Source organism: Acinetobacter sp. 1294243, from assembly GCF_000588015.1.
Lineage (GTDB): Bacteria > Pseudomonadota > Gammaproteobacteria > Pseudomonadales > Moraxellaceae > Acinetobacter > Acinetobacter pittii.
In genome coordinates this window covers 1-14,754 of the sequence record NZ_JFXG01000022.1, presented here as the reverse complement: position 1 = coordinate 14,754, position 14,754 = coordinate 1, and the positions used below count along the sequence as shown (strand labels likewise).

General features: G+C 38.4%; 11 protein-coding genes. 8 read left to right on the top strand and 3 right to left on the bottom strand.

Annotation, left to right across the window (positions count from 1 at the left end; genetic code table 11):
- Positions 1-30: 30 nt before the first annotated feature.
- The 3 genes from gyrB (at position 31) to J655_RS21680 (ending at position 3,989) form a co-directional block, all read left to right on the top strand.
- A complete protein-coding gene (gene gyrB / locus J655_RS21690) occupies positions 31-2,499 on the top strand; it encodes a DNA topoisomerase (ATP-hydrolyzing) subunit B (RefSeq protein ID WP_017481207.1) in 2,469 nt (822 codons plus the stop codon).
- A gap of 35 nt (positions 2,500-2,534) precedes the next feature.
- Positions 2,535-2,927 carry a cytochrome b562 gene (gene cybC, locus J655_RS21685; RefSeq protein ID WP_023187717.1) on the top strand — a complete coding sequence of 131 codons (393 nt, stop codon included), beginning with the start codon at positions 2,535-2,537 and terminating at the stop codon, positions 2,925-2,927.
- Between the two features lie 135 nt (positions 2,928-3,062).
- Entirely contained in the window at positions 3,063-3,989 is a 927-nt protein-coding gene (locus J655_RS21680; protein ID WP_032007325.1) for a hypothetical protein, read from the top strand.
- A 50-nt stretch (positions 3,990-4,039) separates the two neighbouring features.
- Here J655_RS21680 and J655_RS21675 read toward each other — a convergent pair whose 3' ends face one another.
- On the bottom strand, positions 4,040-5,968 hold the full coding sequence (locus tag J655_RS21675) for an ATP-binding cassette domain-containing protein (RefSeq protein ID WP_032007326.1): 1,929 nt from the start codon (positions 5,966-5,968) through the stop codon (positions 4,040-4,042).
- A gap of 253 nt (positions 5,969-6,221) precedes the next feature.
- Between J655_RS21675 and J655_RS21670 the strand changes: the two genes are divergently transcribed.
- The 4 genes from J655_RS21670 (at position 6,222) to erpA (ending at position 10,305) form a co-directional block, all read left to right on the top strand.
- Entirely contained in the window at positions 6,222-7,226 is a 1,005-nt protein-coding gene (locus J655_RS21670) for a putative solute-binding protein (RefSeq protein WP_032007327.1), read from the top strand.
- A 255-nt stretch (positions 7,227-7,481) separates the two neighbouring features.
- Entirely contained in the window at positions 7,482-8,489 is a 1,008-nt protein-coding gene (locus J655_RS25205; RefSeq protein ID WP_002115480.1) for a putative solute-binding protein, read from the top strand.
- A 351-nt stretch (positions 8,490-8,840) separates the two neighbouring features.
- Complete coding sequence (locus tag J655_RS21660; RefSeq protein WP_005804873.1) at positions 8,841-9,845, top strand: putative solute-binding protein; 1,005 nt, start codon at positions 8,841-8,843, stop codon at positions 9,843-9,845.
- Between the two features lie 124 nt (positions 9,846-9,969).
- Complete coding sequence (gene erpA, locus J655_RS21655; RefSeq protein WP_002115421.1) at positions 9,970-10,305, top strand: iron-sulfur cluster insertion protein ErpA; 336 nt, start codon at positions 9,970-9,972, stop codon at positions 10,303-10,305.
- A 60-nt stretch (positions 10,306-10,365) separates the two neighbouring features.
- On the opposite strand, the gene J655_RS21650 is transcribed toward erpA, so the two are convergent.
- Both J655_RS21650 and J655_RS21645 read right to left on the bottom strand, forming a co-directional pair.
- Positions 10,366-11,208 (bottom strand): alpha/beta fold hydrolase, encoded by an 843-nt coding sequence (locus J655_RS21650; protein ID WP_032053110.1) that lies wholly within the window; start codon positions 11,206-11,208, stop codon positions 10,366-10,368.
- Between the two features lie 127 nt (positions 11,209-11,335).
- Positions 11,336-12,463, bottom strand: coding sequence for an anhydro-N-acetylmuramic acid kinase (locus tag J655_RS21645; RefSeq protein WP_032053108.1), 1,128 nt, complete (start codon positions 12,461-12,463; stop codon positions 11,336-11,338).
- Positions 12,464-12,524: 61 nt separating this feature from the next.
- Between J655_RS21645 and tyrS the strand changes: the two genes are divergently transcribed.
- Entirely contained in the window at positions 12,525-13,757 is a 1,233-nt protein-coding gene (gene tyrS, locus J655_RS21640; protein ID WP_080973473.1) for a tyrosine--tRNA ligase, read from the top strand.
- The last annotated feature ends 997 nt before the right edge of the window (positions 13,758-14,754 follow it).

Below are 14,754 nucleotides of genomic sequence, written 5' to 3'. Positions count from 1 at the left end.
GAATAAACCTATATTTGCTAGGGAGAAACCATGAGTTCAGAGTCTCAATCAGCCTCTCAAACAGAACAAACCAATGAAAAGGCTTATGATTCCTCTAGTATTAAAGTATTACGTGGATTAGATGCAGTTCGTAAACGTCCGGGTATGTATATTGGGGATACAGACGACGGTACCGGTTTACACCATATGGTATTCGAGGTTGTCGATAACGCAATCGATGAAGCTTTAGCTGGGCATTGTGACGAAATTATTGTCACGATTCACGAAGATGAATCGGTAAGTGTTTCTGATAATGGCCGTGGTATTCCAACAGATATCCACCCTGAAGAAGGGGTGTCTGCAGCGGAAGTAATTCTTACGATCTTGCACGCAGGCGGTAAGTTTGACGATAACAGCTATAAAGTTTCAGGTGGTTTGCACGGCGTAGGCGTTTCAGTTGTAAATGCGCTTTCAAGTAAATTGCATTTAATTATTAATCGCGCTGGCCAAGTGCACGAACAAGAGTATCACCACGGTGATCCGCAATATCCATTACGTGTGATTGGTGAAACGGATAGCAGTGGTACAACTGTACGTTTTTGGCCAAGTGAATTAACTTTTAGTCAAACCATTTTTAACGTTGAAATTTTAGCGCGTCGTTTACGAGAGCTTTCATTTTTAAACGCGGGCGTGCGTATTGTTTTACGTGATGAACGTATTAACCTTGAGCACGTATATGACTACGAAGGTGGTTTATCTGAGTTTGTAAAATACATTAACGAAGGTAAAACTCATCTAAACGAGATTTTCCATTTCACTGCTGATACAGAAAACGGTATTGGTGTAGAAGTTGCATTACAGTGGAATGAAAGTTATCAAGAAAACGTGCGTTGTTTTACCAACAATATTCCTCAAAAGGATGGCGGTACTCATTTAGCAGGTTTCCGTGCAGCTTTAACGCGTGGTCTTAACCAATATCTTGAAAATGAAAATATTCTCAAGAAAGAAAAAGTCAATGTGACAGGCGATGATGCACGTGAAGGTTTAACCGCGATTATTTCGGTAAAAGTACCTGATCCGAAATTCTCTTCTCAAACTAAAGAAAAACTAGTATCGAGTGAAGTAAAACCAGCGGTTGAGCAAGCAATGAACAAAGAGTTCTCTGCTTACTTACTTGAAAATCCGCAAGCTGCAAAATCGATTGCCGGTAAAATTATTGATGCTGCGCGTGCACGTGATGCTGCACGTAAGGCGCGTGAAATGACACGTCGTAAGAGTGCACTTGATATTGCAGGTTTACCAGGTAAATTGGCTGACTGTCAGGAAAAAGACCCAGCACTTTCTGAATTATATCTAGTCGAGGGTGACTCTGCTGGTGGTAGTGCTAAACAAGGTCGTAATCGTAAAATGCAGGCTATTTTACCGTTGAAAGGTAAAATCCTGAACGTTGAACGTGCACGCTTTGACAAAATGATTTCTAGTCAGGAAGTGGGTACTTTAATCACTGCACTTGGCTGTGGTATTGGTCGTGAAGAATATAACCCTGATAAGCTTCGCTATCATAAAATCATTATCATGACCGATGCCGACGTCGATGGTTCGCACATCCGTACCTTGTTGTTAACGTTCTTCTTCCGTCAAATGCCAGAATTGGTTGAGCGTGGGCATATTTATATTGCTCAGCCACCTTTGTATAAATTGAAGAAAGGTAAGCAAGAACAATACATCAAAGATAATGATGCATTGGAAACTTATCTCATCTCAAATGCAATTGATGAGCTATCTCTACATACCAATGCTGAAGCACCTGCAATTACTGGTGAAGCACTGGCGAAAGTGATTCAAGACTATCAAGTTTCACAAAAGAGCTTACAGCGCTTAACTTTACGTTATCCAGCTAGCTTATTGGATGCTTTACTTGAAGTAGAAGTATTCAAGAGTGATCAAAACCATGATGAAGCTTATGTACAACAATGGGCAGATCAGGTACGCGATATCATTACCAGATTACAGCCAAGTTTACGTGCAGAAATCTCTTTAGAGGCATTTGAGCGTGAAAATGCTCAAGGTGAAAAATCTGCGCATTATTGGCCGCGTATTACTGTCTATGTTCATAATCTGCCGCATGCGTATTTGCTTGATGCAGCTTTATTGAATTCAGCTGAATATGCACGTTTACTCAAAAACTCGAAGAGTTGGTTCACTTTACTTGAAGACGGTGCTTTTTTACAAAAAGGTGATCGCCGTATTCAAGTGGCTAACTTCCATCAAGTTTGGCAACATATTTTGCAAGATTCACGCCGCGGTATGATGATCCAACGCTATAAAGGTCTTGGAGAGATGAATGCTGAACAGCTGTGGGAAACAACAATGGACCCTGAAAACCGTAATATGTTGCAGGTGACAATTGATGATGCGATTGAAGCAGATCGTATGTTCTCTTGCTTAATGGGTGATGATGTTGAACCACGTCGTGCATTCATCGAAGAGAATGCTTTAAATGCGGATATTGATGCTTAATTCATAACATGATTCTAAATCAGTCTAGGGAGAGAATGATGAGTCAGAAATTATTAGCTAGCCTATTAATTTCATGTGTGTTTTTAGGAAGTTCTGCTGTTTGGGCGGCAGACCTAGAAACGAATATGAAAACTTTAGCGAAGAGTACTAAAGCATTTGCTGAAGCGAAAGATGCTGATAACGCGAAAAAACAGCTTGTTGTAATGCGTGAAGCAGCAGTTTCTTCTAAGCAATATTTGCCGCATAAACTCGAAGGTTTGCCATCAGAAAATGTAAAGGTAAAAGAGTACCAAGCTGGTTTAGATCAGCTTGTTGCCGAAATTGATAAAGTAACTGTTTTAGTTGAGCAAGGACAATTAGATCAAGCCAAAACTGAAGCAATTAATTTAGTCAAAATACGAAATGAAAATCATAAAAAATTTAGGTAATTGATTTTTTATGGTAAAGGGCTAATCATCATTAGCCCTTTTTTGTATCCGAAAAAAGTATTTTGTTTAACAAGTAAACTATTCGAAGTTATATTCTCTATGCGGTACTTACTAATAACAATAGGAAATATAATTATGAAAAAAATACAAAAACTCTTATGTATTGGAATCATATTTTTTAATTGTTTATTTCAACTGCATGCTGCCATAGCCCCCACCTTTTATGGAAAATTAGTATTTCATCGTTATAGTGATTATGAGGCATGGGACAGTAAGCTTTATCTTTATAACTTCACAACACAGCAGACCACATTACTCGGCGCAAATTGGAAAATTGACCATATGATGAATGGCCATTTCTCTCCAGATGGAAAATGGTTAACGTTTATGGGAGTGAATTCTGGACAGCATTATGGCGATGCATGGGATGTGTATGTTTGGAAAGTCGGAAGCACTGAGTTACCCATTAACCTAACTCAGGGCAATAATAAGCGCGATGAAGACCCTAAATTTATAGATAACCAGCGTATTATTTTTAAACAAAATGGCGATCTAAAAATTATTAAAATGACGGATCGGACGATGACTTCTGTGACTCAAAATGGTTGGGATATAGAAGAATCGATGCCTTATCCGATGGTGAATACCACTCAAATTTTGTATGCAAAAGGTGCTGGAAATAATTCTAGAATTTTTAGTATTGATCAGTCGGGTGCTTATGATACACAACTGACCAATATCGCTTCATATTATCCAGTATGGTGGCAAGGAAGTCGGTTCTTATATGTGTGCTGGTATAGCCCAACAAATCCTCATGACCAGATCTATATTTATGATATGGCTAATAAACAAACTACACGTTTGCCATTTAACAACACTAATTATGATACTTCCGATCCAGCTCCTTTAGATCAGCGTTACATGGTGGTATCTCTTGCAGGACAAACAGGGAGTCGAGGCGGATACGATTTATATATTGCTGACAGCTTATCAAGCAGTGTTTGGCCTTTACCGATCAATACCAATTTAAATGAATTAGGGGCTTTTTATACGCCTTACTAATCAATAAAAAAGCCGATTAAGAAATCGGCTTTTTTATTTTAGAAAATGGATTAATCAAAAGAAGCTTCCATTTCTTCTAATTCCATCATGAGTTCCAAAAGCTGCTCTTCGTGTTGCTCAAGTTTAGCTTTCAGCTCTGTCTGCTCATTCATAAGTTTGAGTAGATCATCCTTACGTGCAGCCTCATATAAAGATGTGTCTGCTAAGGATTCTTCAATTTTGGCAAGCTGCGGTTGTAGCTTTTCAATTTGAGACTCAACTTTTTCAATATTTTTACGAATAGGTCGAGTCTGTTCACGACGGCGAGCTGCTTCTTTACGCTGTGCTTCTTTATCAACTTTAGCAGGCGCTGGAGCGGCAGAGGAAGAGTTGTTCTGTGCGACAGCAGTCTGAGCATTGATTTGTTGCTGACGGGCTTCACGTAGCCATTTAGCATAGTCCTGTAAATCACCCTCGAACTCAGTACATTTACCGCCGTGTACTAAAAGAAGCTCATCACATACACTTGCAATAAGTTGACGTTCGTGGGAAACCAGAACAACTGCACCTTCAAAATCTTGTAATGCCATGCTCAGTGCATGACGCATATCAAGATCTAAATGGTTTGTTGGTTCATCGAGAATTAAAACATTTGGACGCTGCCATACAATGAGTGCTAGGGCTAAACGAGCGCGTTCTCCACCAGAAAAGCTTTCACATGGTGTATCCATGCGTTCACCACTAAAGCCAAAACTACCTAAGAATGAACGTAAAGTGGCTTCACTAATTTGTTTATCTGCTATACGTGCAAGCTGTAGCATTGGGCTAGCGTGACCATCTAAAGCATCCATCTGGTGCTGCGCAAAGTAACCGATATTAAGCAGCTCGGAAGCTTTACGTTCACCTGCCAAGAGTGGTAAATCACCTACCAAGCTCTTAATCAATGTTGACTTACCTGCGCCGTTCATACCCAGTAAACCAATACGTGAGTTTGGTGTAATTTGTAATCTGATTTTTTCGGCTATTTGCTTATCACCATAACCAATGCTGGCGTTGTCTAAAGTCAGCAAAGGTGAACTCATTTTAGTTGGTTCACGGAAACTAAAAGTAAACGGCGTATCTATATGGGCTGGTGCAAGTTGCTGCATGCGCTCAAGTTGTTTAATACGACTTTGTGCCTGACGAGCTTTAGTCGCTTTTGCTTTAAAACGGTCAATAAACTTTTGTAGATGAGCACGTGTTTCTTGCTGCTTCTCAAAAGCTTGCTGTTGCTGGGCAAGACGTTCACTACGTGTGGTTTCAAACGTAGAGTAGTTTCCGGTGTAAAGCGTGAGTTCTTGATTTTCAATGTGAAGAATATGATCTGTAATCGCATCTAAAAAGTCGCGGTCATGCGAAATTAGAATGAGTGTACCTTCATAGGCTTTAAGCCAATCTTCTAACCACAGAATTGCATCCAAATCTAAGTGGTTTGTTGGTTCATCCAGTAAGAGTAGATCAGAACGACTCATCAATGTACGCGCCAAATTTAAACGCATACGCCATCCCCCTGAGAAGCTCTCAACGTTCAAACGTAATTGATTTTCTAGAAAGCCAAGACCTGCCATGAGCTGCGCAGCTTTAGAGGGCGCTGAATAACCATGAATTTCATCAAAGCGGCCATGCAATTTAGCCAGTTCAAAATCAGTCAGTTGATCTGGTTGAGCAAGCTTATTTTGAATATCCCAAAACTCTTCATCACCTGAAAGAACAAAATCAATTGCAGGCATATCTAGGGCTTTCACTTCTTGGGCCATATGCGCCACGGTCCAGCCTGTCGGACGAGTAAGTGAACCTTCATCTGCACCTAAACTTCCAAGTAGTGCAGCAAATAAGGTCGATTTACCCGCGCCATTTACACCAGTAAGACCAATCTTCCAACCTGGGTGTAATTGCATAGACGCTTTTTGAAATAAAACACGTCCACCGCGGCGTAAAGAAACTTGGTCAAATTGAATCATCTTATTGTATCGAGGTGAGTTAGGGATGCTGTATTTTAAAGAGAACTGCCGATGAAAACAAAACTTTCCGGATTTTAGTGAGCAGGTATTAATAATTAGATATATCAAGACATCCTAAATTTCGCTATTCATCCGAAATTTTCAAAATATTGAATAAGATAGAATACTTTTAAAAAAATATGGCTAAAATAAAAACAGTTTGAAATTTGGTTGATTAATGAGCTACTAATAAAACTAGACTAAGGAAAGTCAAATGAAAAAAAGATTGGGGATAATTGGTGCAGTATTTTGCTGTGCTGTGGGGACAGTACATGCTGGGCAAAGTGTCTGTGTGTTTGATTTATTAGGAAAGTCAGGTGAATCCTATAAAATGATGGAAGAGTGGGCGCTTGCAGCGAAAGAATGGCAAGCAGATATCACTTTAATTCCATTTCAAGATGAAGGCTTAGTTGACCGTAGACTGCGTGAAGGAAAATGTGACGCCGCTTATCTGACCTCCATGCGGGCGCGAAATTATAATAAATTTGCAGGTTCAATTGATGCGATTGGAGGGGTAACCAGTAATGCAATCGCCCAAAAAGCTATTAGTTATGTTTTAGATAAGCGTAATAAACATCGCATGGTGACTACACAAACTGGAACCAATTACGAGGTCGTTGGTATTGTTCAGATTGGATTGGCTTATTTATTTGTAAGAGATAAAAACCTCAACTCAATTGAAAAAGTACGTGGGACTAAGTTTGCTATTTTGCAATATGACGCAGCACAAAAAATTATGGTGGAAAGCGTTGGCGCTCAGCCCATTCCTTCAGAAATTATCGATTTTGTGAAAAAGTTTAATAGTGGCCAAGTCGATGCAATTGCGGCACCAGCCTATGCTTATAAACCTTTAGAGATTGGTAAAGGGGTCGGTGTGAAAGGGGCAATGTTTACTTTCCCCGTAGTTAACGTTACGGGTGATTTAATTGCCCGAAGTGATAAGTTCCCCACAGATTTCGGTATAAAGTCACGTGCTTGGTTTATACAAAAATTACCTCAGAATTTTGCCATGATAAAGCGGCTAGAAATGGGTGTACCCTCAAAAATTAAAATTAATTTTTCAGCAGAAGACAAAACTAAATATCAAAAAATTTTACGTGAAGGTCGCCTCAGCTTAACAAAACAAGGTGTATACGATGCAACAATGATGAGTGTGCTAAAGCGTGCCCGCTGTACAGTTGAACGGACAAATTTTGAATGTACGCTTAATGGAGAGTAGTTTATTTTTTAAACACAAAAACGCTACATATATTTCAAAGCTGAATATGGGTATGAAAATTATGAATATAAAAAATAACTTACGGAAAATTAGCGATTTTTCCTTTTAATAAATAATTTAAAACCAACAAACAATGGTTCAATGAGATAAAAATATTTGAGTAAAAGCTCTATTTTTTTCTAAAAAACATGATTAATATCTGTGTTTGAAAGGAAACTTCAAACAAAAAATCTGTTCCGTGGAAGGATGAAGAAAATGAAAAAAATCGTACTTGCTATGGCTGCCGCTTCTGTTGTTGGTTTTTCTGCTTCAGCGCAAGCAGCGAGTACCGTATGTGTATTCGACCTCTTAGGAAAAGCAGGCGACTCATATAAAATGATGGAAGAATGGGCTCTTGCTGCAAAAGGCTGGGGTACTGAAATTAACTTAGTTCCTCGTCAGGACGAGGCTGTTGCCGATAATGATTTTAAAGCGGGTAAATGTGATGCTGTAGCAATGACAGCAATGCGTGCACGCCAATATAACAAATTCGCAGGATCTATCGACTCACTCGGTGGTGTTCCAAACAACCAAATCGCTCAACGTGCAATTACTTATGTATTAGATGCGCGTAATGCAGCAAAAATGACCACGAATATGGGTGGTAAAAAATACGAAGTTGCTGGTATTTCTCCGCTAGGTTCAGCATTCATTTTCGTACGCGACAAAAACATCAACTCTGTTGAAAAAGCTGCGGGTAAAAAATTCGCTGTACTTGGCTATGACGATGCACAAAAAATTATGGTGCAACGTGTAGGAGCTCAAGCAGTTCTTTCTGATATCTCAAACTTTGCTGCTAAATTTAACAATGGTCAGGTAGATATGGTAGGTGCACCTGCTTATGCTTACAAACCATTAGAGTTAAATAAAGGTTTAGGCGCAAACGGTGTAATGTGGAACTTCCCTGTATTACACGTTACAGCAGATCTAGTATTACGTTCTGATAAATTCCCAGCTGGTTTTGGTCAAAAATCTCGTGACTGGTTTGTTAAACAGTTACCTAAGAGCTTTGCAATGATCAACCGTTTAGAAGCGCAAATTCCTGGCAAATACAAAATGAACTTAAGTGCAGAAGACAAACTTAAGTATCAAAAAATGTTGCGTGATGGCCGTATGGACTTAACTAAACGCGGTGTTTACGATGCAGGAATGATGTCTGTACTCAAAAAAGCACGTTGTTCTGTAGACAAGGCTAACTTTGAATGTTCAATGCCTGGTGAATAATCCTAATTTCTTTCAGAAAGCCTAGACTGAGTTCTAGGCTTTTTGTTTTATATGCGCTGTCAGTTCTGCCATTGTGGATAAATAGAAAGACGTTAAGCTAAATTTAGATAAAAACTTCATAAGGAAACATGAAGGTATAAAAATGGATCAAGGACTTGAGTGATTAAAATAATTGCTAATAGATAGATCAATCGCTATCTATTTTTCAGGGAAATAAAATCATAAAAGTAAAAACGGTCTATACAAATATTCCATCATGATTTTTATATGAAGCCTATCCGATTCATACCTGATGGTGTGAAATTTCTTGGTATCGAAAAACAAAAACTCCACAAGGAAAGGAAAAAGAATATGCAATTTTCCAAAACGCTATTACTTGCGATGGGACTTACCACAGTTTCTTTTGCAGCCGAGGCTAAACAAACAGTATGTGTTTTTGACTTCGTTGGAAAAAATGGCGACGTTTATGCGCTGATGAAGGATTATCAACTTGCCGCTAAAAACTGGGGAGCTGATATCGAGCTTAAAGTAAACCAGAATGAAGCCGTGATTGCTGAAGATTTTAAAGCGGGTAAATGTGATGGCATTAGCGTGTCAGGGATGCGTGGTCGCCAATTTAACTCATTTACTGGATCATTAGATGCAATTGGGGCCATTCCTGATCTCAAGCTTGCTGTAAAAGTGATGCAAGGTTTAGCGAGTCCGACTTTTAGTAAATATATGGTTAATGGTCGCTATGAGGTGGTCGGTGTTATTCCGGTTGGTGATGCTTACCTTTTGGTAAATGACCGTAGCATCAATACAGTAGCGAAAGCTGCAGGTAAGAAAATTGCTGTGCTTGATTATGATGAAGCACAAAAAATTATGGTTCAGCAGGTCGGGGCACAGGCGGTTAGTGCTGACGTAACAAATTTCGGTGCGAAATTTAATAACCATCAAGTTGATATTATTGGTGCGCCAGCAGCAGCATTTAAACCTTTGGAACTACAAAAAGGTTTAGGTACAAAAGGTGCGATCGTGAATTATCCAATCTTACAGGTCACAGGAAATATTATTATCCGACCTGATAAGTTCCCAGCTGGTTTTGGCCAAAAATCTAGGGAATGGGTTTCAGGTCAGCTACCACGTGCTTTTACCATCTTGGGTAAAATGAAAGCTGATATTCCACAAAAATACTGGATGGATGTCCCAGCAGCCGATAAACCGGGCTACCAAAAGCTCATGCGTGAGTCTCGAATTAACCTTACACAACGTGGTGTATATGATAAACGCATGATGAAACTACTATGGCAATTCCGTTGCAAGCAAGATGCTAAGAACTTCGAATGTGGCTTACAGGATGAGAATTACAAATAATCTTGATAAAAATACTCAAGATTCGCTTTAAACTTCGAAGACAGACCCTATATTGATTATGCTATACTCAATATAGGGTCTTTTTTATTTTGAAAGGCACAGCAAAATCCGAGGAACAATCATCATGAATGCCCAAGCTCTAGTTTTGACAGATAATGCTGCCAATAAGGTACGCCAACTCCGTGATAGTGAAGGGAATGACGATCTCATGTTACGTGTATATGTAACAGGAGGCGGGTGTTCAGGGTTTTCGTATGGCTTTAATTTTGCTGAAAGCGTAAATGAAGATGATGCAGAATTCGTAAATGGCGATGTGAAAATGCTGGTTGACTCATTAAGCTACCAATACCTTATTGGTTCAGTAGTTGACTATGTAGAAGGTCTTGAGGGTTCACGTTTTATCGTACAAAACCCGAATGCAACAACAACATGTGGTTGTGGTTCTTCATTCTCGATTTAAAAGAATTTTAAAATTTAAAAAACCTCTCAAAATAGAGAGGTTTTTTTATTGATCAGATCATTATATTTTACGGACAGATTCTAAAAAGTATTGTACCAGTTCAGGTGCATTCTGATATGGAATCCAATGCGATGCATCCATAAAAACTGCTTCATAACTATTTTTAAAATAACGTGAGTTTAGCTCCGCACTTTTTTCTGTAACGGCAATATCATGTTTACCCCAAATAAAAAGAGTTGGAACATCTATGGCTTTAAATGGATTTTGAGGTTTGTTCCAAAAAAAGCCACGATACCAATTCAACGCCGTAGTTAATCTATTTTCTTTTATAAACTCAGTCTCGAATATAGCAATTTGCTGTTCAGTCATGCCTGATGACTTTAGAAACTTACGACCCAATTTAGGTATCTTTTTAAATAAAAGTTCTGGCAGGACTGGTAGCTGAAAAATTGCAAAATAATAAGATTTAAAAAGTTGTCTGCTGCTTAAACAAGCTTTTAAAAAAGCAGCTTGATGGGGCACAGAAACTAAAGTGAGATGCTGAATATATTGTGGATACTTCATAGCAATGCCCGAAGCGATTGCCGAGCCCCAGTCATGCCCAATTAAATAAACTGGTTGGCTAAGCTGCTCAATGAAACTTGCCACATCTTCTACAAGTTCACTCAATGAATATTGAAATCGGCTTTGAGGCCTAGCACTTAAACTATAACCACGTTGATGAATCGCAAGCGTTCTAAATTGATGCTGATGCAATAATGCAGAGGTTTGCTCCCAACTATGAGCAGTTTCTGGAAAACCATGCAATAAAACAACGAGTGGACCATCTATAGGGCCTGAATCAATCACATCGAATGTCCAAGCCCCGCGTGTATATTGATGAATACGTTTGGTCAGATCCATACAAACATGCCTTAAATTATTTTTATCGGCATTTATCATGAGTTTTTATGCTCATTTACATAACAGCATTTCGGGTCAGTAAATGTGCTATGAGGTCGAATCTAACCAAACAAATCAATAAATAGTTTTATACTGCAGTGATCGTACCTAGGATTCTGAAATCCGAAGCGCCTGTGACTGCTGGCAAATTTCCACTTAAACCATCTACAAAGCGCATTGCTAACCATGCAAATTCTGTAGCCTCGACCCAAGTAGGGGAAAGTCCTAACACATCGGTAGGTTGAACAGACCAATTATGTTTACGTAAACGCCAACGTAACTGTTCTAGTAAATAAGAGTTATAAGCTCCACCACCGCAAACATACACTTCGCCTGTTTCCATCTCAGAACGATAAATCGCTTTTTGAATAGCACGCACAGTAAGTTTTAATAGGGTAGCTTGGATGTTTTCAGGTGTATCTTCTAACTCGTCATAAGTTAAATCATTTCGCCAATCGATTAACTGATCATCTAACCAATCAATATTAAAGTCTTCACGTCCTGTGCTCTTAGGTGGTTCTTTAGAAAAATACTCATGCGCATGAAGACGGTCGAGTAAAGAGCGAATAGGGTGACCATAAGCTGCCCAGTCACCATTTTCATCATATGGATGACCTGTATGGCGATGGCACCAAGCATCCATCAAAATATTTGCAGGTCCTGTATCAAAACCAAATACGCCGTCACTGTTATTGGCAGGCAGCATACTCACATTAGCAATACCACCCAAATTCAAAATTACACGATGAATACTTGGATGTTGAAATAATGCTTGATGGAAAGCCGGAACCAATGGCGCGCCTTGACCACCTGCTGCCATATCTCTACGACGGAAATCTGAAACAACCGGAATCTGAGTGATTTCAGTAATAATGTTTGGATCACCAATTTGTAACGTAAAGCCATGTTCTGGACGATGACGAATGGTTTGCCCATGCGAACCAATTGCTTTTATTTGGCTACGGTCTAATTGGTGCTTTTCAATGAGAGTATTAATCCCATCACCAATCATTTTGGCTAGAGCAACATCAGCTTTACCCATGCGGTCAATTTCATTGTCATCGGGTAAAGTTAATGCCATAAGCTCATCACGTAACTCGGGTTCGAATGGAACTGTAAGAGTGGCATGAAGCTGTAGTGGCTCAAATGAAGCCGCTACAATATCTACACCATCCATACTAGTGCCAGTCATTACGCCGATATAGATTGCGCTCATATGCAACTTCCCCTGCAAGACGCTGAAAAAATGTTAGTATATCGCACAAATTGAATAACTGATGTGTTTAGGTTTTGTGATGTCAAATTTCTTGCCCGCCGAAGAACAGCTTGCCCTCATCCAACGAGGCACGCACGAAATTATTTCAGAAGAAGATTTACTGAAAAAGCTTAAAGAGAATCGTCCTCTTAAAATTAAAGCTGGTTTTGACCCTACAGCACCAGATTTACATTTAGGCCATACGGTTCTTATTAATAAACTAAAAACTTTCCAAGACTTGGGCCATGAAGTTACCTTCTTAATTGGTGACTATACAGCGATGATTGGTGACCCAACTGGTAAAAGTGCAACTCGTCCGCCGTTATCACGTGAACAAGTAGAAGCCAATGCTAAAACTTATCAAGAGCAAGTATTCAAGATATTAGATCCGAATAAAACAAAAGTACGTTTTAACTCAGAATGGTTTAATCAAAAGTCTGCTGCTGACCTTATCCAATTAGCAAGTCAGCAAACCGTATCACGTATGTTAGAGCGTGATGACTTTACTAAGCGTTATAGCAATCATCAGCCGATTGCAATTCATGAGTTTTTATATCCTTTAGTTCAAGGTTATGACTCAATTGCGCTTGAAGCTGACGTTGAGTTAGGCGGTACAGACCAGACCTTTAACTTACTTATGGGTCGTACTTTACAAAGCCGTTATGGCCAAGAATCTCAAGTGTGTATCACCGTGCCGATTCTAGAAGGTCTAGATGGCGTAAATAAAATGTCTAAATCTTTAGGTAACTATATTGGTGTATTTGATACACCAGGGGCAATGTACCAAAAAGTTTTATCAATGCCAGACTCTTTAATTGAACGCTATTTCGATTTATTAAGCTTCAAATCTCTTGATGAGATCAAAGCTCTATTAGATGAAATTGCTGCTGGTCGTAATCCGCAAGAAGTAAAACGTATCCTTGCGCTTGAGTTAGTTGAACGCTTCCATGATGCAGAAGCTGCTACTAATGCCCATAAGAGTGCTGGTAACCGTATTACAGAAGGTGAAGTACCTGAAGACACACCAGAAGTGACTATTTCACTTGGTGAGTTTGGAGGAGAAATCTTTATTGCTACGATTTTACGTGTAGCAGGCCTAAACCCAAATGCAGCTGCGGCAAAAGATGCGGTTGCTCGTGGTGCGGTAAAAGTTGACTGGAATGCTGTTGATGCAAGCTTCTCTGTAAAAGAAAACGGAAGCTTTATTATTCAATCAGGTAAAAAAGCAATTGCACGTGTAATTTTCACTGACTAATAAAAAATTTATAGATTAAAAAAGCAGGAGTAATCCTGCTTTTTTTTTATTTCTGGATCACAAAATCAATTAAAGCGTTCCACGTGGAACCATCTAAACATAATTAATAGTTAAAGAATTAAATTAAAAATAATAAGAAATATAAAGCAGGGTAGAGTATTTACTCTATTATTTCTTTAGATTCTTTAGATTCTTTAGATTCTTTAGATTCTTTAGATTCTTTAGATTCTTTAGATTCTTTAGATTCTTTAGATTCTTTAGATTCTTTAGATTCTTTAGATTCTTTAGATTCTTTAGATTCTTTAGATTCTTTAGATTCTTTAGATTCTTTAGATTCTTTAGATTCTTTAGATTCTTTAGATTCTTTAGATTCTTTAGATTCTTTAGATTCTTTAGATTCTTTAGATTCTTTAGATTCTTTAGATTCTTTAGATTCTTTAGATTCTTTAGATTCTTTAGATTCTTTAGAATTAAGGGACTATATATGTCTATAACGTCTATTGAAGATATAGAAAATTAAAAATGTCCTAAATTCTTAAATATAAAAACTAATAAAAAGTAATGAAAATGCCTAAAAAAAAGCCATATATATCACTTTTTTCGCAAAATAGTAGAAAAAAACGGCACTCAAGTGAAAAAGGCTGAAATATCCCTTGCAAAGGGATCTTAATCATCTATAATGCACATCCATCGGCGGTGATGCAGATAGAAACTTGTTGAAAAACAGTTACTTGAGATTAGATTGGTTGCTTTAAGTGATGAATTTGATGGTAAGTTGGTTTGAGAGATAAGTTTTAAAAATATCGAAATTACCTGTTGACTTTTAAGAGATTAAGAGTAATATAGCCGACCTAGCTTGCTGGTGACGAACCAGGAAGAAGATCATTAAGAGAATTGAAGAACAACTTGTGTGGATTTTTACTGGTTGATTAATCGAAATAATTTTCATTGATTGATTGGTTTAAATTACTCGAAGTTTATTTGAGCGAAATTTAAG

Coding starts and splice junctions, on each gene's coding strand:
- J655_RS21645 (WP_032053108.1), bottom strand. CDS start 12,463: ATGAGCGCAATCTATATCGGCGTAATGACTGGCACTAGTATGGATGGT.
- J655_RS25205 (WP_002115480.1), top strand. CDS start 7,482: ATGAAAAAAATCGTACTTGCTATGGCTGCCGCTTCTGTTGTTGGTTTT.
- cybC (WP_023187717.1), top strand. CDS start 2,535: ATGATGAGTCAGAAATTATTAGCTAGCCTATTAATTTCATGTGTGTTT.
- J655_RS21660 (WP_005804873.1), top strand. CDS start 8,841: ATGCAATTTTCCAAAACGCTATTACTTGCGATGGGACTTACCACAGTT.
- J655_RS21670 (WP_032007327.1), top strand. CDS start 6,222: ATGAAAAAAAGATTGGGGATAATTGGTGCAGTATTTTGCTGTGCTGTG.
- erpA (WP_002115421.1), top strand. CDS start 9,970: ATGAATGCCCAAGCTCTAGTTTTGACAGATAATGCTGCCAATAAGGTA.
- J655_RS21650 (WP_032053110.1), bottom strand. CDS start 11,208: ATGGATCTGACCAAACGTATTCATCAATATACACGCGGGGCTTGGACA.
- gyrB (WP_017481207.1), top strand. CDS start 31: ATGAGTTCAGAGTCTCAATCAGCCTCTCAAACAGAACAAACCAATGAA.
- J655_RS21680 (WP_032007325.1), top strand. CDS start 3,063: ATGAAAAAAATACAAAAACTCTTATGTATTGGAATCATATTTTTTAAT.
- J655_RS21675 (WP_032007326.1), bottom strand. CDS start 5,968: ATGATTCAATTTGACCAAGTTTCTTTACGCCGCGGTGGACGTGTTTTA.
- tyrS (WP_080973473.1), top strand. CDS start 12,525: ATGTGTTTAGGTTTTGTGATGTCAAATTTCTTGCCCGCCGAAGAACAG.